Source organism: Ralstonia insidiosa (genome assembly GCF_008801405.1).
In the GTDB taxonomy this organism is placed as follows: domain Bacteria; phylum Pseudomonadota; class Gammaproteobacteria; order Burkholderiales; family Burkholderiaceae; genus Ralstonia; species Ralstonia insidiosa.
In genome coordinates this window covers 21,816-42,532 of sequence record NZ_VZPV01000006.1, presented here as the reverse complement: position 1 = coordinate 42,532, position 20,717 = coordinate 21,816, and the positions used below count along the sequence as shown (strand labels likewise).

The window sequence follows — 20,717 nt, the reverse complement described above, 5'->3', positions numbered from 1 at the left end:
CTAGCCTACCTGACATCGACTCCAGCCTGCTGGCCTACGTCGCTGTGGGGACGTGCCGGCTGCTGCCGCCCCTCGCCCACCTGCTGGCGGGCGCCCGAGAAACGCGAACTCAATTGAGTTGAGTAAATACACCAAAGAAAGGAGATGCCAATTGGAACAGCAAAAAGAGCCCAGCCTGGCCCCCGTGCTTATTGTGATTGGGGTACTACTCGTTGCAGCGGTGCTCGCCGCCCTTTACTACCGCAGCATAGAAGCGCAGAAGGCTCGTGACCGGCAAATCGCTGCCAGCCTTGCCAGACAGAAGCAGGCTGAGGAGATCAACCGCCAGGAACAGGCCGTCATCAAGAAAGCCCCTCCGCTCAAGCTGCTGCGCGACTGACGAAACGTCAACTCAGGTGAGTTGAGCTGACAAGTGCATCAGTCAATCAGGCGCAGTTGCCCGCGGCGCTCCAGCTGCTCGCGGTCGTCCTGGTCGCTGCAGGGCCTTGCAAGCAGACGGGCAGCGCCGCAGAACGTGCAGATCCAGGTTTCGCCTGCCTGGTTGGCATCGAATGGGGTGAGCTGAACGGTCTCACGGACGTGATCGCGCAGAACACCGCAGGCAGCACAGCCGATCCAGCGGGTGCCGCGGACGGCTCTCATAGGCTCAGCAACAGCCGCAGCGCGTCTTCGACGCGGCGCATGTGGTTCGTGTTCAGCGTCGTGATGGGCTTGTCGCCCATCAGGCGATCGTTCGAGATCGCGCGGATCTGGTCGATCAGCAGATCGGTCGCCTCGTCGACGGCCTGGCCCGGCAGGCGGCCCAGCGCGACACGCAGCGGGAAGCAGTCCTCGCGCTCAACGTCCGAGGTGCCCGGGATGACGATGGTGGTAGCGTGGCCAGCATCGTTTAGCAGGTTGGTCTGAATGACAAGAGCCGGGCGGTTTCGCTTGCCCGGCTCCTGCTTGTGGGTCTGCGGTTCGAAATCGACGGCCCAGACCTGGCCGCGTTTGACTTTAGGCGAGGCCATCGGCAATCGTGCCCTCGATGGCTTGGTTTTCCGCCAGGTGCTTGGCCGACAGCTTGCGCGACAGCGCGGCGATGCGCTCGGCCATCATGCGCTCGTTCTTCTCGCGCACAGCTTCGCGGATGTAGTCGGAACTCTTCAAGCCGGCCTGTTCGGCCAGCGTGCGCGTCTCGGCGACAAAAGCGTCGCCGGCGCGGAAAGACAGGGTGTGGGCTTGCATGTTTCCCTCCATGGGCATGTTCTGACCGAATTTTAGCAGAAAACGTAATACGTAGATGTAAGACAAAAGTGCATACGCTTGGCTCGCTCCCTTGCCGATAAATGCTATTATCGGCATGGCGTTTTAGCCGCAAAAGCGGGGTTTTGCAGAAAGTAGGTCGTAATTTTTGTGTCGTTTAGATCACACGTTAAGTGTGCGCCGGAGGCACTGCATGAAGATCAACGGCCGTTATGGCCCCTTCACCCCCAAGCCAGAACAGGCGCCGTACTACCGCAAGCGGCAGCGACGACAGGAAGCGGCCAGGCGTGAGCAGGTCGCCCAGCGTGCGGCGTGGCTGGACAAACACCGCAGCTGCGCCAACGGATGCGGCCAGCCAGTCGCCTTCTACGACACGATCCACTACGCGCTGCGCTACAGCGGCTGTTGCTCGCCCGAGTGCGAGGCCGAGATGGAGCAACGCGACCGCGCGAGCAGAGAAGATTCGGGCACGCCAATTGAGTAGGTGAGTTGATGAAAAACTCAAATCAAGCCATCGATGTAACCCGTGCCCAGTACGCCGCCATGCGCGCCTGGCTGCAGGGCGTGGCGGCGGTCGACGTGGCCGACCGTTGGCTGTCGTCCGATCCCGACATCGAGTGGACAGAAAGCCTGGCCCTGCGTGCGCTACGCGCGATTCGCGCCACGCTCGCGCAACTGGCGCTGCGTCATGAACAGGAAGCGCTGGCCAGCCTGTTGGCCACCGGGCCGCGCTCAACCACGGCGTTGAACCAGGTGCTCGCAGGCCTGCGGCGCCTGGAAGAATTGGGTACGCCGGCACCGGCGACCAAGCACGACGTGCGTTTGTGGTTTGCTGCACCACTGGCACGCCGGCTGCAGGCCGCCGGCGTGGCCACGCTGGGCGAACTGATGACGCTGGCCAACGATCTGGGCCGAGCCTGGTGGCGCCGTGTGCCACGCATCGGCCCGGCCGCTGCGGCGACCATTGTGCGCACCCTGGCTGCAGCTGAAGCGACACTAGGGCGCCTGGGCGCCCACGTCACTGGCGTATCGTTGCCTGCCGCGCTCCCCTCGCCCGAGCTCGTGCCGCACGCCGGCCGCGCGGTGCCGCTGGAAGCGATCCGCCTGCCGGCGGCCCTCGATGGCCGCGCCGGCATCAACCGGGGCGACACCAACCGCTGCCGCATCGACGCACTCAACGACTACCAGGCAATCCAGACCTGGTTGTCGCTGTGGCCAGCCGGTGGTCACACCTGGCGCGCGTATCGCAAGGAAGCGGAACGCTGCTTGGCCTGGGCCATCCTGGAGCGCGGCAAGGCTTTCAGCGATCTGCTGACCGATGATTGCCTGGCGTACCGGGCTTTCCTGGCACAGAAGGATTTCGGGCCACGCTGGAGCGGGCCGCAGGTCGCACGCACACTGCCGGGCTGGCGGCCGTTCCAAGGGCCGCTGTCGACGCGCAGCCGCGCCTATGCTGAGCAGGTCCTGGCGGCCCTATGCGAGTGGCTGGTTGGCCGCCGCTATCTGGACTCGAACCCATGGGACGGCATGCCAGCGCTGCGTGTGGCTGCACTCGATATCGACATCGAGCGCGCGGTGCCGCCGGCGGTCTGGCAAGCGCTGCAGCCATGGCTAGACGCGCAGGCCGCCGATGACGTGCGCTGGCGTACCATCCGCGCCGCCGTGTTGCTGTTGCACGATTCCGGTATGCGTGTATTCGAGGCCGCCGGCGCCGAACGATCGGGCCTGCGGCCCGCCGGCGGCGATGGCCCGCTGTGGGGTGAGCTACGCATCGTCGGCAAGCGAACCAAGACGCGGATGGTGCCAATCAGCCGCCGCGCACATGACGCACTGGTGGCGCACTGGCGAGATCTGGGGGACGAACACGCTGCAGAGGGCCCGCTGCTGGCACCTGCCGAGCCCTGCACCAGCCCGCGTGCGCTGGCCAAGGCCGCCGACGGCCGCCGTGGCTACAGCGACCGAGGGCTGCGCCACCTGGTTACTCGCGCCGCGGAGGCTTTCCGTGCGCACCTGGAGCAAGCCGACCCAGATCTACGCGCCCAGGCAATCCATCTGCATCCCCATGCGTTCCGGCACGCTTTCGGCACTGCGGGCGCCGAGGCCGGGGTGCCGCTCGATGTGAGGCAAAGCTACCTGGGGCACGCCTCGCCCGCGACTTCGGCGATCTACGACAAGGCCGGTGCCCGCCGGCGCCAACGCGAAGTCGCCAAGCTGTTCAGCGTCTAGCGTCGGGAGTGTCCGCGCCTGGTTAGAGCCGCTAGGGGTCCCCTTGGGGGACATGGAGAGGCGGCGAGGATCTGGGAGGCTGTCGCGCGGCCAGCGCGCCTCGCGGGGCCGAGCAGCGGGGATGACCACCAGGTTGTGCCCGTGGCCACCGGCACCAGGCAAACCACCTCTCTGCAAGCTCGCCTTTCAGCCGCGCAGGTATGCAGAAGAATCATCCAGTGCCGGCACGCCGGCAAATGAAAAAGCGAGAGGGGGAAACCCTCTCGCTTGGTGCTGCGTCGGCACAGAGCCAACTCCACGTGTTAAAACGCGAGCTCGTTATCACCAACGGGTGCATCGGACTTGGGCGGTGCGATGTCGAGCGAGATGCGCGGAGAATTGTCCGCGTTTCGCATGCGACGACCGTACACCTTCAGTCGCGGAGCAGCTTCCCATTCTTCCTTGGTGTACTCATTGCGCACATCAGGCGTCATGGGCAGAACGATCAAATAACCCGTGTAATCGGGCGACTTGGCGTTCTTCTTCTCGGTGCTGCGGAAAAGCCGACCCGAGAAGTGCTGCTGCCCCCTTGCACCCACCGCCAGGTCCAGGAACTGACTTTCACCACTCTCGGCATCCTTCAGGAAGGCTGCCAGCGGGATCTGCGTATCTTCGAGCTTGATGGAGCCCGAGAACAGCGGACCATTTTCAGTGCGGCGATCGTCGGAAACCGGGAACAGGACGGCAGTGGTCTTGGTAGCTGCATTCAACATGATGAACCTCCTTCAAAGGTAAAAGAGGCCATCCGTGGAGCGTCGTTAGACGACCCACGAATGGCAGGACGTCTAAAGACAGGTTCCAGTCTATGGAGCACTTTTGCAGGATGCAAGAAGATTTTTCGGGCGCCCTATTCCCTGTGTTTTCCTAGTGGATGACAGCCGGATAGACGAAATCTGCGTCCGGCGTGAATTCGTATGGTGTCGGGTCGCCCTCGAACAGGACGTAACCCTCCACACCCTTCTCTCGGAGCAGTTTGACCGCGCGTCGCGTGTTCGCGACGACGAACTCATCAATGACACCTGGGTCGACGGGCTTGCCGCCGCTCGATGCCCCGTCACCCCTGATTAGACAAGTCATGTCTTTTCCAGAGCCGACCTTTCGTCCGAAAATTTGGTTCTTCATCGTGACCCTTCCGCAATTACTCACACAGTGGCTCGCGTCAGCGCGTTTTGACCTGCGCTCGCACTGTTGCAATGTGTTCGGGTTGAACAGCGAATTCGGCATACTCCAGCTCCAAAAATTTCATCATCGCAACGATGCGGTGGCGACCGTCCGTCAGACTTGCTCGTCCCTGCTCCACGCCCATCCACGGTGTGTAGCACCAGCCTTCGCTTAAATCCCGCCGAACACGACTCCACCGTGCCGGATTGAGGTTCAACTGCTCGTTGTCCGGCAACGTTGCGAGGGCGGCGCGCAGATCTATGGTGACGATCTCAAAACTGTGGCACAGCGGAGGAACCCGAAATTCAAGATCACGTGTCGGGTAATCATGCTTCAAGCAAGGTGGCATGTCCGCCATCGTCTTAAACCGATACCACTCGTCGCCTGCAGCGAATCTCATGTAAAAGTACATCGACACGCCTGCAGGAACTGGCGGCAATCTTTTTACTGGCATTGTTCAGCCCTTCTTCCGGTTCTTGCACGCAGCTGGTCACTGTTGCACTGTTCGTTCGCGCAGATAGTAGAGGTATACAAGGCTGATGGGCGCCAGGAAAACGGCTAAGCACCAGCACGCCATCATGGTGGCGAGCTTCCCCAGCGACACCCAGAGAACGCCCAGCATGAACTTGGTATCCCCCATGATGAAGCCCCAAACTCGTTCATAGAGGAACCGTGCATACGGGTACAGCAGGGTGTTCACCACGGCGAGCAGGAACATCCCACCGCTGCCGGGCTGGTGATTCACCTGGGCGAACAGCATGAGCGGGAAAATCAGGGCAAAGCAAAGGTGGCGCAGGTAGTACGGAAGCGTTAGCCCACCGAGCGACTTTTCGATTACGGCATACATTTCATCCTCCATCCATCTGGTTGTCATTGGCGAGGTTCGACAGGCACTCGCAAATCCTGATCCTCCAGGATGCCCGGCCCATCTCTATCTAGCGATTGTCCTTGACGCCAGCAGCAACAAGCCGCTCTGCGTCATTGGCCGACAAGACTGCTCTTGCCGCCCCATATGCGAACACTGGTCCCATCGGGTGACCGCCTTCGATGGAAACCTTAGAAAAGTCCACGCAGAAGGTCACGCTATCGAGAATGAGCGTGTTGGGCGGATGAATTCCGAGATCCTTAACCATTTTTTGTCCTCTTTTCGTTATGCCGGTGCGGCCGGCGTTCCCCTGGGAATCACTGACCTTCTTCGGATACCAGTTCCGGCCGCCACGCCCTGACAATGGCCTCAAATTGCGAGCCGTAGCCCAAGGTGTCCGGATAGTGGTTGTTCCGTGCGGCATAGCCAAACACGACCACCACGTCCTCCACGATCTCGTCGTCGAGCCCCCAGGTCACGGTGATATCGAACCCACCGCATTGGCCCGGGTTCCACCATGCCAACAGAAAGTCGGCGACACGTCGGCTCTGCCCGCTGTCGCGCATCGCGTGCGAGATCAGGCGTTCCAGGGCGGCTCGTTCTGCATCCGTCATCTTGGCCATGCTTTCCTCATGAGTTGAGTTATTGGGTTAAGCCGTTGAGTTGAGCATCAGCTAGCTGATTTCCTTGCGGATCAGACCGCGCACGAGATCTGCGATGGAAATGCCCGCCTCAACTGCTCGCATCTTCAAACGCCGATGTTCGTCCGGGTCCAGGTCGAAGTTCACGCGCACGGGCTTAAGGGGCCGGTTTCCGACCTGCGACTGGACCATCGCAGCGCCGCCGACAAATTCGTCCCGCGACACCGGCTTACCGGCATCGGAGCTCTTGGTGGCAATCTTAAATTTACTCATTTGCGTAACTCAAAAGAGTTGTTACTTAAACACTCACGCCTACGCGGCGACCTCAAAGAATTCCTGGGCGAGCAGCTGGATCTCGGCGCACGCCTGGGAATTACTCAACTCAACCACTCCATTTCCGTTGAGTAACGCATCACGGTAGACCTTCCGGTCGCGGATGATGGTGTCCGCCAGTTCGAGCTGATCGAACTGGCTTAGCGCCTCGCGCGCGTCGTCCACCTCTCGAATCGTCGGATTGGACGGCGCCATCGACAGCACCGCGAAGGCCTTCAGGTCGGGATTCAGGCCTCGGGCCAAGCTGACTAGTTCGTTGACCTTCGGCAGCGTCTCCAGATCGGCCTGGCTGGCGCGGGTAGGCACCAGCAACAGGTTGGAAACAGCCATTGCCGACCGCATTTCGCGGGAATCGCGGCCGCCGGCGTCTACCACAATCACCTGGTAGCGCCGCGATAAATCGCGCAGCGTCGCCGCGACATCGCCCGTCCGCTGGATACACGGCACCGCTGGGCCGATACCCGCTTCGTCGCGTCGTTCGGAAAACCGAGCGCATGTCGCTTGGCCATCGGTATCGACCAGGACAACATCGACATTCTGGCGAACCAGATGCACGGCGATGTTGCTGGCAATGGTGGACTTCCCCGTACCGCCCTTCTCTGCTGCCACAAGCACGATCATACTCACATCATCACCTCATTTGAGTTGAGTAACAGAGTTAAGTATAAGAGTAGCGCATCACTTTATCAACTCATTTGAGTTGATGAGTTGCGTATATGCGTCACTCTTTTGAGTTGAGTGTTTAAGTGCTTCAATCGCATTGATGCGCTGAGTTGAGTTTTTACGCGGAGCTAGTCCTGGCCATCGTCCTGCGCGCACACGGCCATGGCGCCGTGCTTGGGGCAGAGGGGCGCCCCGACGAGATCTAACCACTTCCGAGAAGTCCGGGCCGTGTAGCCGCAGCTTCCGCACTTGCACTTGATGTGCCGCCGCGTCTGTTTCTTCGGCGCCGTCGTCTTGATCCCTGGCGCCTCGCCATCGTCCGAGCTATCTGCGTCTGGCCTGGTCCGCAAGCGCGCATGCGGCAGTGGCCCGGCCTCGTCCAGGATTGGCGTGACACTTTCCTCAAAGCGCGGGCCGGCCGTCGTTGATCGCATCGGACCCTTCAGGCCAATCCCGACCGCAACATCCCGAAAGGGCTTGCGGTGGCCAGCATCGAGGCCGACCGCGGCGTGCACGAGCTCGTGCGCAAGGATCGCGGCGACTTGCATGGGCATCAGGTCGGCCGACTCCACCAGGTCAGGCCGAATGAAGATCTCGAAGTGTGCATCTTCGCTGCAGCTGGTGTCCCAGCACTCGCCAATCCGCTTACCGCGCTGGCCTGTCGACGTGAATCCGATGGCGATCCGAATCCGACCAGGCAGCGGGGCATCGAGCGCTGCGAACATTGGCGCCATGCGGCGTGCAACGTGGTTCAACCAGGCTTCACGATTGGCATGGCGCATCAGCTTTCCCCTCCCGATGGAATGTGTCGCCATTATCGCGATGAGTACGTGTACACGCTCTATGTTTTTCACTCCGAGCGCTTTTTTGGACCGCATAGACCCATCCAGGACACCCCGGAGGGTCAACCAGCCCGAAAAAAACGCTCTGAGCGCCCGTATACGCGTCCTAGAGCCCTCGCGGTGGCCGACCCGACCCTCTCTCTGCCAGCAACTTGCCTTGGATGAGCGGAAATGTGCTTGCGCGCGCCGTCGCGCCCGGATTGAGGCGCCCGGGGACCCGCGCCGAAGGCGTGGGGAGAGCGCCGACCCGGCGTAGCCGGGGCAATCCGGCTCTGCGGTTGTGCTGGCGATCGGGGCAGTCAAGCGCGCTTGCGCGCGTGATAGCCCCGCGTGCGGGGCGTCGATGAACAACCCTCACGGGTGGGCGCGAAGCGCCCGGGTGGGGTTAAAGGTCGCGGCGGGACGGTTATCCACAGGTAAGCCTCGCACGCGTGTTTTTGGTTTACGTTTTACCGTTTTTAAATCGTTTTAGACGGCGTAACTCATTGATTTAACGTGGCAAAAACGGCCTCATTGGGTCTTTTTCCGGGTCTATTGGGCCTTTTCCCGGGCGCAAAGTGGTCATTTTCCGGGTTTCTAGGTCTTTTTCCGGGTGCTGTCCACAGGAGCACTGGGACATTTTCCGGGTGCCATCCACAGGTGGCATGCAACAGTTGTTGACCCAATACGCCAATTGGGCTATGTTTGTTGGTGTCCCAATACCCCGGAAGATGACCCAATGGTAGTCGAGGAAGACAAGCCGGTCGCGTACAGCGAGCCGGCGCTGGCCGAACGCAACGTCACCATGAGCAACGCGCTCACGCGGGCAGCACACAGCCTGACGTTGGCCGAAAAGCGGTTAATTGCAGCGTGCATCGCAAAGAACGACTCGATCCCGTTTGTCGAGCTGCGAAGGGAAGGCGCCTGGCGGGTGCGGCTCTCTGCGGCCGAGTACGCCGAGGCCTTCGGCGTGGATGCCAACACGGCATACGAGCAGCTGCAGGGGGCTAGCGACAGCCTGTTCAACCGCTACGTGCGCACGGTGCGGGAAACCCGCAGAGGGCCGGAGGAATTCAAGTTCCGCTGGGTGGGTAGTGCGAAGTATCACAAGGGCGAGGGCTGGATCGAACTGGTCTGGTTCCAGGAAGTGGTGCCGCACCTGTTCGGCTTGCGCCAGGAATTCACGACCTACAAGCTGCGCCAGGCGGCCGCTCTGCGCTCGGTCTACGCCTGGCGCCTGTTCGAGTGCTTCAAGTCCTGGGCGGCCACCGGCCGATACACGCCGACGATCGAGGAATTTCATCGGGCAATGGATGCGTCCGAAAGCCAGCGCAAGAACTTCAAGGATCTGCGCCGGCGCGTCATCGAGCCGGCCGTGAAGGAGCTGCGGGAGAAAAACGGCCTGCACATCGAATGGGAACCCGAGACGGCCGGTCGCAAAGTCGTCAAGCTGGACTTCCGGTTTCGCGTCTCGCCCCAAGGGGCGCTTTTCTGATAGGTGGCGGCCCAGGTGCCGCCAACTTCACCCGGAAAATGTCCCAATAGCCGTGTCCCAGGTCGGAGCAGGGGCGGCGAGCCGACGCCGGCCGTACGCATCCACACGCCCGAACCAACCCGGAAAATGTCCCAATAGGCCTCCGCAGCAACGGCGAGGCAGCTGCTGCTGACCGTCAGGTCAGCGGCAACTGCCGATTGCAGCCAACCCGGAAAATGTCCCAATGGCTTGTCCCAGTAGTGCGGCCAGAAGGTTAGCGAGGACTTGCTGCATTTTCCGGGTTGCCGCCGGCGACCCGGAAAATGTCCCAATACAATCCTGCGGACGCCCGGATCGACGTGGCCAGCGTGCCGCTGGCCACGTCGGGCGCAGCGGATCGCAACCCGGAAAATGTCCCAATGGATCGTCGGCCTAGCTGGATTGCTTCCCGCTGCTGGGACCGAACCTGACTCCGTTTTGCAATTCGGCCAGTTGCTGCGCCCGGCGTTCGAGCATCTTTTTTCCGACCTTCTCCATGACGGCAGGATCGGCGTCGCAGACGTCGATCATGGCGCTGATGATTTCCGGCAGATCGATGACCGGCCGGATGGAGGTGCATTCCTTCATCCGCCGCTTGGCCCGCAGGAAGCTGTCGTGAAAGATCAGCACCGCCTTGACCCCGGGCGTTTTCTCCTTGGCCTTGGGCACGATCTTGCGCACGCCAAACGCCTCCGATTCGTCGTCGGCCTCCCACTCAGCGCGAGTAAAGACGACGGTATCAGGCTCGGCCGCCCCATCGTGAATCGGGGGAAGTACAACGAGCGCGTCGTTGTCATGCGGCTTCTGATTGTCCATGCTTCATTTCCTCCTGGTCCTTGAACCAATCGATGACTGTGTAATCGTCGTCGGCGACACGCCGAACGTAGGGTAGGGCGGCGGGCAAGATGAGCGCGGTCGGATCTCGGCCGGCGCGCTCCCACTCCCTGGCGAGCGTAGCGACCAACTTGCCGACCTGGACGCGGGTTGCGCCAAAGCCTGGTGTCTTGAACAGCGACTGGATTACCGCCTGCACCTCCTGCTCCGCCCGCGGCGAGCGGGCGAGTTGTCGGACGGCAGCGCGCCAGGTGTCAAAGCGCTGGTTGGTCATCCGCCAAGTCAGGCGGACGCCGCCGCCATGATTCCGATCACGTGGCAGCCGCAGGAGTTCGTAGTCGTCCACGCGGATGCGCGTGGACGACTCCAGGGCATCGCGTAGCGGCTCCATCTGCCTGGCCGGGTGGTCACCATCGGACACGAGCAAGAACCAGTGCAGCGTCCCGTTCTTGGCCAGGTCGGCAAGGATCAGCCGCGCATTGCCCTTGCCGAGCCGTTTCCGGTAGGCCCGTTGGTCGCGGTTCAGCGCGACCTCATAGCGTTCCGCGAACTTTTGACAGAACGCCAATGCCTTCTCGGCCGGAACCTGTGCGGCCGTGTAATGGCAATAGCCATGCCGGACAGAATCCAACAGGCGTTGCATTAGGAGCGTCTTGTATCGGATGACCAAAAAAGTTGTCGGGCGCATGCACAAAAAGAGAGCGTGTACACGCTCTTATCTAGCGATCCGCCGCAACGGTCTGACGACCATTCCGGCGGACCGATTCCAACATAATAAAAATCCAACCCAGGCAAAGGAATCCAGTCAGTTGGAACGCATCGCGTTCCAACCTGATTATAAGAGATTCCGCGCGAAGCGCGTGCGGCCAACATATCACGCTACAATGTGATTGCTGACCGCCACAAGCGGCCCACGCGCGCAAGTATCACCTGCGTTGCCGAGGCCGCCACAAGCGGCCAGCAACGCAGCACGAGGGCGACCAACCCTTTGCAGTACGTAGTACAGGACCGGTCGCCCGAAGTGGTAATTGCGCGCGAGCGAAATTACACGGATTGGGGGCAGACCACCGCGACGTTTTGGGGGCTGACCATCCCCAAAATTCCACTCACTTCACACGAAGCTGTATGGCTCTAGATGCGGGCTTACCACCTGCGTCGAGTACGCCGAAGTCGTATGCGCGTAATGGCGCTGGTACGACTACGACGAGCGCTGGACGGTGTAACTCCGTCCTTCGACTCAATCCCCGGGAGGGGCGAGTTTGGGCGACACGGAAACGGGCTCAGCGAGGAAATGCGCTGAGTTCCTGTGTAGCGTGAAAGCGGTAGACGGTGGCTGTCTGCACCGTCGTTAGCACCGCCCAGGGGCTGCGGGAGACCGTAGAACCTGTGCCACACACGTAGGCTGCTGAGGCGTTCCGAAAGGGCGCAGGCGTGCAAGGGGAAACCTGGCGCACGCGGCACCTACCGGCGCAAGCTGGTGGGGTCGCTGTATAGCTTAAGCGTGTAAATGCGGCCGAAGAGGTCGCTATGTGGTGGGGCATCAAGCCTGTCTGAAGACGAAGCTGTTGATGGCACAACAGGTAAGCGAGCCGCTTTGGAATCTCGGGCCGCTGAAAACCTAATGGGTGAGAGGGAACACCTCACTGTTGTTGCTGGAGGCGCAGGCGTGAAGTCCTGGCGCGCAGTTTGGCGTCAGTAGCGTTGCACTAACGTGGGAATCGCTAAGGCCATAACCGGGCTGGTAACCCGGTGGCTATGCGAGGGAGAGTGGTTGAGTAGGGCCGCGTGGCGCAAGCCACGTAGCTGTTTGTCGCGATTCGTCTGAAGCGCAAACAGCAGGCGCAAGCCTGTCCGAAAGACTGCGGCGTACGCAAGTGTGAAGTTAGCGGGGTGGTTCCCGCGGTGGTTGTTGGAACGGGCGCGGCTGGTACCCGCGCCCGGACCGAATGGGTAATTCGGTGTCCTCCAACGTGTAATTGAACCCTTGAAAAAGGAGCTACGAAGATGGCAATTGCCAACACCCGGCCGGGCGGATACCCGGCATCGGCAACGGCACCGCCTAGCGGTGCCGGCGTCAGTCTGCAAGCCAGCGCAGTGAGCTGGAGTCAAACCGATAGCAGTTGGATCGGCAGGCAGTTCGGTCGCCCGTATGGGGCCGGTGGCAGCAAAAACGACAGTCCACCATGGCTGTCTCGGCACGCTGATCGCGGTTGGATCAGCGGTCAAATCAGTCCGGCCGTATGGACTGATTGCAGTACAGCAGTGGGCGCCTCGGCGCCGAAAAGTCAACCCGGCAGCAATCAGGCCGGTGGGAATGGCAGCGATGTTTTCGCTGTCGGCAAACAGTGGTCCGGCGCTACCGCGTCGTGCTCGCTGTGGCAATCCGGGCGTTGACCTGGAGAGTCAGTTGTCAAACGGGCCACAAGCCCGCGTCAGGGTCGATGGTGTGGGAAACCATCGTCTTGCAGTACGGCCGTAGACCGTTATCTACCCGGTCCAGTGGTGATGCCCTATGGCGGATCTGCTGTGCTCTATTTGCAGTTGACTGGCCTAAACCAGAGGGGGATTTCCCCCTCTGGTTTCACCGTTTTCTAACAAGATGAGGTAGACGTATGCTCGGACACCTTGGAATGCACGCATGGGTCGGCAAGGCAATCATGGCCCTGCTGGCGTGGTCGAGTCCGTGGTATTGGATCGTGCTCGCCGTGGCGTTGGCCACGGTCGGACTGCTGCATCCCGTGCCGTGGACATTGAAGGACGACGAGGACTCATTCGTCGCTCATCTTGTGTTGTGGGTCCGCAAAGCGGCGGCATACACCGCGCTTTGGGGCATCTTGGCGATACCGTTGTTGGTGTATTGCACCTTCGTTCTCTCGGCTGACACGTCTTCTGGGCAAGCGTCCAGCGTGTTCCTGGAGTGGGGCGCTGATCGTCTGGGCCGCTACTGGATGATGGTCGCGGGAGCGTTCGTGGTCGGCCTGGCGCTGCGGTTCCTGTGGGACCGCTACGCTGTTCCAGTGCTTTCAAAGTATTGGCGGTCGCTTCGCATCGAGCAGGAGACGGACAAACTTGTCGATGCGCGGGAGGAAGTCGCCACGCTCAAGGCGAAGGATTTCAAGCCGGAGGATTACTTTGTCGACGGCAAAATCTTCTACGGCTTGGATGATGACGGCCAGCCGATCTACTTCGATTTGGACAGGTTCCGCACGACGCACCACGCCATCCTCGGCCCGACAAACTACGGCAAGGGCATCGTGCTGCAGAGCATCTTCAAGCAGTGCATTCGGTTTGGCTTCGGCATTTTTTACGTCGATCCGAAGGGCGACAACTGGCTGCCGTACCTGCTGCAGAACGAAGCGAAGGCGGCCGGTCGCCGCTTCGTCTATCTCGATTTGAATCCGGAAGGGCGTGGTGTTTGGCATCCGTTCCTGGGTGGCGCATTCCGCCAACGGCGCACTCGCATCGTGCGCGCATTCAACCTGGAATCCTTCGGCACGGACGCCGATGTGCACAAGGCGAAGGAGCGCGGGCTGCTCGATGACGCGCTCGAAGGCACCGACGGCACGATCAAGTCGCTGTTGGAATACGTGAAAAAGAACGCCGAAACAGGGCGCGACAACCTGTCGACCTTGCGCGATTCCTTGCGTGAATGGTCGCGTGTCGACACGTTCTCACAGTCCGTGAAGCGCAAGGGCCATTCGATCGAACAGTGCCTGATGAACAACGCGATTGTGTATGTGCGTGGTGACCTAGCCGACCCGGTGATTAAGGCCGCGACCAAGGCATACATATCGGAACTGGTGACGGAAATTAAGCGGCTCGATGCGACGCGGCCGGCGCACGTTGTGCTCGGCATTGACGAGCTGAAGTTCCTGGCCTGCGCGGAAATCAATGAGGCGCTGGCCACGATCCGACAGCACCAGTGCAACATGCTGCTGGCCGCGCAGTCGATTGCGAACCTGGAAGCACCGGACGACAAGCGGCTCGATGGCAAGGCGCTGGCACGGGAATTCGAGGTCAACACGCCGATCAAGTTCGTCTACCGCGCCGCCGACGAGCGCACTGCCGAGTGGGCGGAAAACCTGTCGGCGGGGCAATGGCTCAATGTGGTGCAACGCGAGCAGACGAAGGCGAACAAACACGGGGGCGAGCAGTGGGAAGCGAATCGGACGGTTGGCAAAGAGGAGCAGCCGGTCGTTTCGCGCAATACGTTGCTGAATCTGCCTGAGCGCATCGCCATTGCTTACATGCCAGGCCGGATTGCTTCCAAGCTGTACACCTGCCACACGCAAATTGACAACAGTGTCGCATCGTGGAAAAAGCCGGAGGAAGACACAACGATGGCGGCATAGCAACCAGGCGGCTCGCCAGGTGCGCATGCACCTGGTGCGCGGCGCCGGCGGCGGTGCGCATGGTTCGGTGCCGGCCGCGCCGGCGCTGAACCGGGCGAGCCGCGCGCCTCTGTCTCTGCCATGGCCGCACTTGGTGGCCACCGTCAGAAATATCCCGTTCCGCTCGCCAGCTGCGCGATAGTGCGGCTGGCAACGGCGAAGGGCTCCAGCGTTTTCCTGGAATATGAACGAACAAAGGGCGGGAACCGAAAGGTTCCCGCCCTTTGTTTTGGCCTGGCGCCGCACGCCCGGCGCCGCCGCCTAGCGGCCGCGCCGGGTCGGGGCACCGCAGGTGCCACGAGCTGGGGCGCCGGCGGCCGCCGGCGTCTCAGCTGGGCGGCTGCGCGATCCAGGCATGACGACGGCCTGATCCTACGGCGGCACCTCGGGCGGTCGCGTTTCAAAGGGACATACGAAATCGAGCGCAAAGCCCATCACCGCCTCCGCTCGGCCGCGAGCGCGGCCGGGTAGTGCTTGGCCAAGATGAGGTTGAGCTTGTCCACCAGATCGGGCCGCTTGAACGTGGCATGCCCGTTCCCGTTCTTGAACCAGCGCAAATGCAGATAGGCGTTTTCGGCTTCTCTGCGCCTTTCGTGCCGCGCGCCGGAAATCAGCGCGTGCATGCCGTTCCTGTGGTCCGCTTCGGGCTGGCCGTCGAGCACGTGGAAGACGCGCATCAGATCGTCCAGTTCGTTCGTCGCGCGGCTGCCTGCATAGCCGCCTGTCATCAGGCCCGTCACGATGACCCGCTTGCCGAACTTGAATGGCTGATTGGTCTTGTAGTCCCAAGAAAGTCGGCGGAAGCATTGCAGGACGCCGCGCTCGAACATGTCGCCGCGCGCCTCGTAGAGTTGACCGAACGTCGCCTCGATGTTGGCGGCGGTCAGTTCGGGCACCTCGCCCTCGGCAATCTGTTTTGCCCACGTATCGCGGGCCGTGGCATCCATCAAGGTGCGCAGCCCCGACTCCTGAAGCAGGTAATTCCAGCCCTCGGCGTCGATGGTGTGCAGGATGCAGGTTTCCGCCTCGTCACGCTTCGCGTAGTCGCCCGTCACGCACACGGTGCCGCGCCTCGAATAGCTGTTGTCAATGACGAGGCGCGGAAAGCCGATATGCGCGCCGCTGGCCAGCTTCTGGGCCTCGCCCAGCAGGTCCAGCGCTTGGCGCACACGTTCCACCACTGCCGCGCGCTGGCTCGCCAGATTGGCGATGCTGACGCTCTTTACCAAGTCGCTCATGATGGGTCTCGCTAGATCGTGGCTGCGGTCTTGTAGTCGGGATGAAAAATGCCGACGCTGTACGCGAGCGAATCGCGCGCACGGCACACAGCCTGGTCATGATTGCCGCGCGCCATCAGGTCGCGCGCATCGAGCAGGCACAGTGCGGCGCTGCTTTGCATGGCCGCCGTCGTGGTTTCCAGGTTTCGCGCGGCGAGGTTGATTGCGCGGGTAGCATCGTCTTGGGACTTGAGCATGGTGTTTCCCTGCGGTGATGGGGCAGATGACAGCCCCGGCACGCTGGCCGGGGCCAGAGACGTTCAGCATTGCCAGTTCGCGCGCAAGCCGCGCCAGTCTCGGGCCACAAAGCCCGTGGCCGACTCCAGCGCGGCGGCCACGGCTTCGGCGCGTTGGTCCGTCGAGTGGCGGCGGATCGCTGCGGCAAACTCGGGCAAGGTCAGCCGGGAACCCCAGCGCACGAGGTAGCCGCATGCTGTGATGGCATGGCGGATCAGTTCGTTTTTGTCGGACTTGGCTGCGGTGGTCTTGGTCATGATTGGTCTTCAATAGATTGTGGCTTGCGTGGTCCGAGCACTCGGCTCGGACCACCTTTGTCGGGTTGCCCGCGCGAGCGGGCGGGGCCGTTTTTTTCTAAGGCGTAGCGCTGGCTTGCAGGACGGAGGGCAGCCAGCGCTTGCCTGCGAGCGCGCGCGCGGCGGCCTCCACCATTGGCCCCTTCTTCATCGCGGCGAGCGGTGCCGCCTCGGCGGCACCGACGCCTTCCGTGACTGCGGCCAGCACTTGTGCCTTGGGCACGTGCGACAAGTAGCTCTCAGTGGTGGCCTCCCACCAGTCGGCCATGTCGAGCGCGACGGATTGCGCGATCGCATCGGTTTCGTGCTCGCCCGCGCGCGGCTGGATGCCGTTCACCGTCACAGCAGTGCAGAAGGCCAGCAGCGACAGCAGTTCGTCGCGCGGCATCGCCAGCAGCACCGGCCACAGCGCATCGAGTTCTTCCGGCAGGCGGGCCTTCCAAGCTTCGCTTGCGGCCTCGATCTGCTGCCACGCGCGCGAGGTTTCGATGCTGGCATCGGCCTGTGTGACGGTGTGGCGCATGTCGGTGGTGCGCACGCCGACCGCGTTGGCACGCCAATAGCGTTCCGACCACAGCGACGAAACCAGCCCATAAGCGAGCGTGGCGAGCGCAACATCGGTGCGCTCGATCAGCACCGCCTGCAGTGCCGTGGTGCGTTGCGCGGTCAGGGCACGGGTGAGCTTTTCTGAAAGGGTGGGTGCGGGTGCAGCATCGGTGCCGTCACCGGCACCGAATGCGGCGCGCGTGGCGGCCCGCTCGATCTTGGCGGCGGCTTTGCGGTCGTCGGGCTTGATCGCGCCGCGCAGAATCTTGACGGTGTTGTGCTGGAAGAGAACCACAACGCCCGCGAGGCTCTTGTCGGCCACCACCTGCATCTGGTCTTGCAGGTCGCTCAGTTCGCCCTCGATGCGGTCCCATTCGTCGGACAGCGCTGCATACGCCTCGGATTCTTCCTCGCCTCGTTCTTCAATGTCGCCCATGTCACGCTCGATCTTGGTCTTGCGGGTGTCGAGCTTCTTAATCGTGGCGGCTTCCTTCTTGGTCGGTTCGCGCAGGGTTGTCGGCGCGCGCCCGAAGGCCTCCATATCGCTGTAGCTCGGATTCAGCAGCGCCAGCGCCCATGCCCAGCCCTCGGCGGCGCGGATCGCCTCGGCCTCCGCGCCCATCTTGGCCAGTGCCATATCACGCGTGAGCGCGCCATCAAGCCAGTAGGCGGTGGACTCAAACAAGTCCACCTGCGTGCGCCCGCCCGCCGCGAGATAGGCATCCTTGCCGACATAGGCGGCAAGAGGGCTATCGGAGCGCACGGTGTCCTGTCCGAGCAGCGCGCGGCGCAACTTTTCCGGCGTGCGTTCGTAGTGCGGCTGGGAGTTCCACACCTGTTCCTGCGCAGCGTGATCGTCAGTGACGGTCATTGCCATCAGTTGTTCGAGCGACATATCCTCGGCACGATAGGCGGCGATCAGCGCAGGCGATACCTTGGCGAGTTTTAAGCGCCGTTGCACGACTGCGGGCGTGACGCCAAAGCGCGCGGCCACGTCCTCGATGCTGGTGCCGGCGTCCACCATCTTGCGGAAGGCCTCATAGGCGTCGGCGGGGTGCATGTCTTCGCGCTCGATGTTCTCCGCTGTGGACAGTTCCAACGCCTCCGATTCGTTCTCCGCAACGAGGCACAGCACGTCATGATCGGCATCAATCGCGCGCTGATCGCGCAGTAGTTCCATGGCGGCGCGGCGCCGACGCCCTGCGGCGACGGCATAGCAGGTCTTGCGGCCTTGCTTGACTTCGGTAACGACGAGCGGGTGCATCAAGCCGTGCACGCGGATGGAGGCCGCCAGTGCGGGAATGTTCGGCAGTTCACCGGTGCGCACGTTGGCGTCGGATTCGACAAGGCGGGACAGAGGGACGGTAATCAGGTTGCGTTGCATGATGGGTATCCAATGAGAGAAGAGGGGAAGCGGCCAGCGCCCGCCCGGGCGCTGGCCGCGATGGGCTAGGCCTTGAGCTTGCGCATTTCCTCAGCGAGCACCCACAGAGCGCGATTGAGTTTGATGTCCTGGTCAATGCCGTTCACAGCGCGCGTGGTAACGCGCTTGCCGGTCGCATTGCGGCCACGCACACCGCCCTTGATGATGTTTTCCTGAACGCGGTTGAACGTGGTCCACAGGTCGGGCGCGCGATCATCCATGCGGCGAACGCTCAACAGATCGGTGTCGGTGATGGGTGCGGGTGCCACCGTCTCGTCGTAGCGGAAGGCGAGCGCGGCACGCGCGAAAGCCTGCTGCTCGCCACTGTCGAGCGTGAGCGCCTTCATGCCGTCGCGCTGCGTGTTCACGTTCTCAAAGGTATCGAGCACAGTGAATGCGCCCTCGATGACTTGATCGATGACGTTGCCCTTGTGCGGGATACGGATGTCCGCGAAATCGTCGCCGACCACCAAGCCGTTGGAGCAGATGAAGCGATGCACACCGGCGCGCATCTGGTACGCGCTTGATCCATCGTGCGAATTCAAAAGGATGATTTCGTTCACCTCCTGCCCCACGTCGACCACGTGGTCAACATGGCGCAGGCGCAACAGGTGCTTGGTGTGTTCGCGCTTGCCATCGTCGCGCACGCGGGTCTGCATTGCCATGTACGGCTGAAAACCTTCCTTGCGCAGGCCGTTCAGCACGTCGATGGTGGGAATGTAGGTATACCGATCGGAGCGGCTTTCGTGCTTGCCGTCCGCGAAGATGGAGGGCGCAACGCGGCGGATGTCGTCATCGGCCAGCGGGGTCTTGGAGCGCACGACGTTGGCATTGCGCAGCGACAGGTAAGACATGGTGAATCTCCTTTAGAGGTTGTTGAGAGCGATCCTCTCGCTCGGACCTTCCTCGCTCCCGCCCCTGGGGGCGGGCGGGGGGGTGGGGAGATAAGCCCCTTCCCTCACGGGAAGGGGTTGGGGAAGGGTGGGGTGATGGCAGCGTGAGACACAGCCTGTCGGCCGCGTCGTCAAAGCATCCCCCCACAAGTCCCCCTCACCCTAGGTGCGGGGGTTGTGGGGGGATGCAGACGCGGCTGACGGGCTGTGTGCTGCCGGTTTTCGAGGGGGCCGAGAAGCGGCCGACGTGACAGTGCGCGTAGCGCGCTGGCGCGGCGGATGCCGGCACCCTCGCGCGGCGTGGCAAGGGCCGTGACAGGACAAGCCAGACACGTGACAGTGCGCAGCGCTGGCGCGGGTCTGGCCCTGGCGCGGTCGTTGCTGCCGCTCGTCGGACTGCGCTCCTGGAAGGAGCGCCACAACAGGGGGTGCACCGCTGGCTGGCCAGCGGAAGCGTCAGGGATGGAAGCCCGCCACTGGCGGGGCGAGACAGGCACAGCCTGGCTCGATGCGCAGCACGAGAGCCCGGCCCGAAGCGAAGCGCAGGGAGACGCCCAGGGTGGCAATTGACGGCCGGGCTGCAGACGGAAAACGACGCAGCATCACCAGCAAAAAAATACCTGTTTGCTCCGCAAAATCGCAGGCATAGAATGGCCCGGTGTTGATCGACGTTCTGCCATTCGCGGGGCGTCGATTGACGCTCCCGAGTGGCCTTTTTCATTGGAGGCCATCATGTTGTCTGCAAACCTTATCCCTGAAGTCGAGCTGAACCTGTCTTGCCTGTCTGAAGGGCCTGATTTTCGCCCTGAGAGCAGCGAGGCATATGGTTCCTGGATCATGAAGGGCGCAATACAGATCGGCAGAGGAGCTGGTGCGATCTGGGCTGTTCTGGACGCGCTTCCGAGTCATCCAGACGCAGCTTGGTCGATGACGCTGTACACCAGAAAAGGCACGTGTGTGGGATCGCTTTGGTGCAATGCGAAAACGCACAATTGCCAAGGGCGTCTTTGGATGATCTCGGATGCCTACCCTGCGCTGATGTTGCACTGGTGGTTCAGACTGCCGGCCTGGATACAACGGCTGAGCCGCTTGCATCGAGCTGGCTACGAGCTGAAGCTGATGGGATGCTATTGGTTGGACGGCAGAATCACTATGAAACCCAGCTGGGAATGATGGTGAAAAGTCGTCAGGCAGCAAGCGGGAAAGGCTTTTTAGCCGCACGAACGGGGAGGGTGAAAACCTTCCCCGTTTTTTCTTGTGACATCTCCAAAACGCCAGTTGTAGAATGTTCCGGCATTGATCGACGTTTCGCC

Annotated in this window: 25 protein-coding genes; 6 read left to right on the top strand and 19 right to left on the bottom strand. The window is 62.1% G+C overall.

What is annotated here, in order from left to right:
* Positions 1 to 151: 151 nt before the first annotated feature.
* A complete protein-coding gene (locus tag F7R11_RS26465; RefSeq protein ID WP_004636880.1) occupies positions 152 to 379 on the top strand; it encodes a hypothetical protein in 228 nt (75 codons plus the stop codon).
* A gap of 38 nt (positions 380 to 417) precedes the next feature.
* Here F7R11_RS26465 and F7R11_RS26460 read toward each other — a convergent pair whose 3' ends face one another.
* Genes F7R11_RS26460 through F7R11_RS26450 form a run of 3 tightly spaced genes read right to left on the bottom strand, consistent with a single transcriptional unit; the run spans position 418 to position 1,227 of the window.
* Complete coding sequence (locus tag F7R11_RS26460; protein WP_004636881.1) at positions 418 to 642, bottom strand: hypothetical protein; 225 nt, start codon at positions 640 to 642, stop codon at positions 418 to 420.
* Entirely contained in the window at positions 639 to 1,010 is a 372-nt protein-coding gene (locus F7R11_RS26455) for a type II toxin-antitoxin system PemK/MazF family toxin (RefSeq protein ID WP_004636884.1), read from the bottom strand. Before F7R11_RS26455 ends, F7R11_RS26460 begins: the two co-directional genes overlap by 4 nt.
* The gene (locus F7R11_RS26450) at positions 997 to 1,227 is read right to left on the bottom strand and encodes a hypothetical protein (RefSeq protein ID WP_012436847.1); all 231 of its coding nucleotides are present in this window, start codon (positions 1,225 to 1,227) and stop codon (positions 997 to 999) included. Before F7R11_RS26450 ends, F7R11_RS26455 begins: the two co-directional genes overlap by 14 nt.
* 211 nt (positions 1,228 to 1,438) lie before the next feature.
* On the opposite strand from F7R11_RS26450, the gene F7R11_RS26445 reads away from it, so the two are divergent.
* Both F7R11_RS26445 and F7R11_RS26440 read left to right on the top strand, forming a co-directional pair.
* On the top strand, positions 1,439 to 1,729 hold the full coding sequence (locus F7R11_RS26445; protein ID WP_004636888.1) for a hypothetical protein: 291 nt from the start codon (positions 1,439 to 1,441) through the stop codon (positions 1,727 to 1,729).
* 8 nt (positions 1,730 to 1,737) lie between these two features.
* Positions 1,738 to 3,471: a site-specific integrase gene (locus F7R11_RS26440; protein ID WP_004636889.1), complete on the top strand. Its 1,734-nt coding sequence runs from the start codon at positions 1,738 to 1,740 to the stop codon at positions 3,469 to 3,471.
* A 302-nt stretch (positions 3,472 to 3,773) separates the two neighbouring features.
* On the opposite strand, the gene F7R11_RS26435 is transcribed toward F7R11_RS26440, so the two are convergent.
* The 9 genes from F7R11_RS26435 to F7R11_RS26395 all read right to left on the bottom strand — a co-directional run bounded on the left by F7R11_RS26435 (position 3,774) and on the right by F7R11_RS26395 (position 8,051).
* Positions 3,774 to 4,223 (bottom strand): hypothetical protein, encoded by a 450-nt coding sequence (locus F7R11_RS26435; RefSeq protein WP_004636892.1) that lies wholly within the window; start codon positions 4,221 to 4,223, stop codon positions 3,774 to 3,776.
* Between the two features lie 151 nt (positions 4,224 to 4,374).
* Entirely contained in the window at positions 4,375 to 4,587 is a 213-nt protein-coding gene (locus F7R11_RS26430) for a hypothetical protein (protein WP_021197832.1), read from the bottom strand.
* Between the two features lie 82 nt (positions 4,588 to 4,669).
* Positions 4,670 to 5,083 (bottom strand): hypothetical protein, encoded by a 414-nt coding sequence (locus F7R11_RS26425; RefSeq protein ID WP_004636896.1) that lies wholly within the window; start codon positions 5,081 to 5,083, stop codon positions 4,670 to 4,672.
* Between the two features lie 78 nt (positions 5,084 to 5,161).
* Positions 5,162 to 5,518, bottom strand: a complete 357-nt coding sequence (locus F7R11_RS26420) for a hypothetical protein (RefSeq protein WP_004636899.1) — start codon at positions 5,516 to 5,518, stop codon at positions 5,162 to 5,164.
* An 88-nt stretch (positions 5,519 to 5,606) separates the two neighbouring features.
* Positions 5,607 to 5,804 (bottom strand): hypothetical protein, encoded by a 198-nt coding sequence (locus F7R11_RS26415; RefSeq protein WP_004636900.1) that lies wholly within the window; start codon positions 5,802 to 5,804, stop codon positions 5,607 to 5,609.
* Between the two features lie 49 nt (positions 5,805 to 5,853).
* Positions 5,854 to 6,159 carry a DUF7673 family protein gene (locus F7R11_RS26410; protein ID WP_004636902.1) on the bottom strand — a complete coding sequence of 102 codons (306 nt, stop codon included), beginning with the start codon at positions 6,157 to 6,159 and terminating at the stop codon, positions 5,854 to 5,856.
* A gap of 51 nt (positions 6,160 to 6,210) precedes the next feature.
* Positions 6,211 to 6,450 (bottom strand): plasmid partition protein ParG, encoded by a 240-nt coding sequence (locus tag F7R11_RS26405; RefSeq protein WP_004636903.1) that lies wholly within the window; start codon positions 6,448 to 6,450, stop codon positions 6,211 to 6,213.
* Positions 6,451 to 6,489: 39 nt separating this feature from the next.
* Entirely contained in the window at positions 6,490 to 7,131 is a 642-nt protein-coding gene (locus F7R11_RS26400) for a division plane positioning ATPase MipZ (protein WP_004636905.1), read from the bottom strand.
* Positions 7,132 to 7,301: 170 nt separating this feature from the next.
* Positions 7,302 to 8,051: a hypothetical protein gene (locus tag F7R11_RS26395; protein ID WP_021197830.1), complete on the bottom strand. Its 750-nt coding sequence runs from the start codon at positions 8,049 to 8,051 to the stop codon at positions 7,302 to 7,304.
* 682 nt (positions 8,052 to 8,733) lie between these two features.
* Here F7R11_RS26395 and F7R11_RS26390 point away from each other — a divergent pair.
* Complete coding sequence (locus F7R11_RS26390; protein WP_004636909.1) at positions 8,734 to 9,489, top strand: replication initiation protein; 756 nt, start codon at positions 8,734 to 8,736, stop codon at positions 9,487 to 9,489.
* A gap of 411 nt (positions 9,490 to 9,900) precedes the next feature.
* Here the strand turns inward: F7R11_RS26390 and F7R11_RS26385 are convergent, their stop codons facing one another.
* Complete coding sequence (locus tag F7R11_RS26385) at positions 9,901 to 10,323, bottom strand: hypothetical protein (protein WP_004636912.1); 423 nt, start codon at positions 10,321 to 10,323, stop codon at positions 9,901 to 9,903.
* Positions 10,301 to 10,984: a hypothetical protein gene (locus tag F7R11_RS26380; protein ID WP_021197829.1), complete on the bottom strand. Its 684-nt coding sequence runs from the start codon at positions 10,982 to 10,984 to the stop codon at positions 10,301 to 10,303. The genes F7R11_RS26385 and F7R11_RS26380 overlap by 23 nt, the downstream gene beginning before the upstream one ends.
* A 2,014-nt stretch (positions 10,985 to 12,998) precedes the next feature.
* Here F7R11_RS26380 and F7R11_RS26375 point away from each other — a divergent pair.
* Positions 12,999 to 14,693: a type IV secretion system DNA-binding domain-containing protein gene (locus tag F7R11_RS26375; RefSeq protein ID WP_231973593.1), complete on the top strand. Its 1,695-nt coding sequence runs from the start codon at positions 12,999 to 13,001 to the stop codon at positions 14,691 to 14,693.
* 473 nt (positions 14,694 to 15,166) lie between these two features.
* Here F7R11_RS26375 and F7R11_RS26370 read toward each other — a convergent pair whose 3' ends face one another.
* The 5 genes from F7R11_RS26370 to F7R11_RS26350 all read right to left on the bottom strand — a co-directional run bounded on the left by F7R11_RS26370 (position 15,167) and on the right by F7R11_RS26350 (position 19,365).
* Positions 15,167 to 15,970: a DUF4942 domain-containing protein gene (locus tag F7R11_RS26370; protein WP_004636921.1), complete on the bottom strand. Its 804-nt coding sequence runs from the start codon at positions 15,968 to 15,970 to the stop codon at positions 15,167 to 15,169.
* 11 nt (positions 15,971 to 15,981) lie between these two features.
* Positions 15,982 to 16,206 (bottom strand): hypothetical protein, encoded by a 225-nt coding sequence (locus tag F7R11_RS26365; RefSeq protein WP_004636923.1) that lies wholly within the window; start codon positions 16,204 to 16,206, stop codon positions 15,982 to 15,984.
* 63 nt (positions 16,207 to 16,269) lie between these two features.
* Positions 16,270 to 16,503 (bottom strand): hypothetical protein, encoded by a 234-nt coding sequence (locus F7R11_RS26360; RefSeq protein WP_004636925.1) that lies wholly within the window; start codon positions 16,501 to 16,503, stop codon positions 16,270 to 16,272.
* 97 nt (positions 16,504 to 16,600) lie between these two features.
* Positions 16,601 to 18,472, bottom strand: a complete 1,872-nt coding sequence (locus F7R11_RS26355) for a ParB/RepB/Spo0J family partition protein (RefSeq protein WP_021197827.1) — start codon at positions 18,470 to 18,472, stop codon at positions 16,601 to 16,603.
* 65 nt (positions 18,473 to 18,537) lie between these two features.
* Entirely contained in the window at positions 18,538 to 19,365 is an 828-nt protein-coding gene (locus F7R11_RS26350; protein ID WP_004636206.1) for a DUF932 domain-containing protein, read from the bottom strand.
* A 771-nt stretch (positions 19,366 to 20,136) separates the two neighbouring features.
* On the opposite strand from F7R11_RS26350, the gene F7R11_RS27135 reads away from it, so the two are divergent.
* Entirely contained in the window at positions 20,137 to 20,577 is a 441-nt protein-coding gene (locus F7R11_RS27135; protein WP_004636209.1) for a hypothetical protein, read from the top strand.
* Positions 20,578 to 20,717 lie beyond the last annotated feature (140 nt).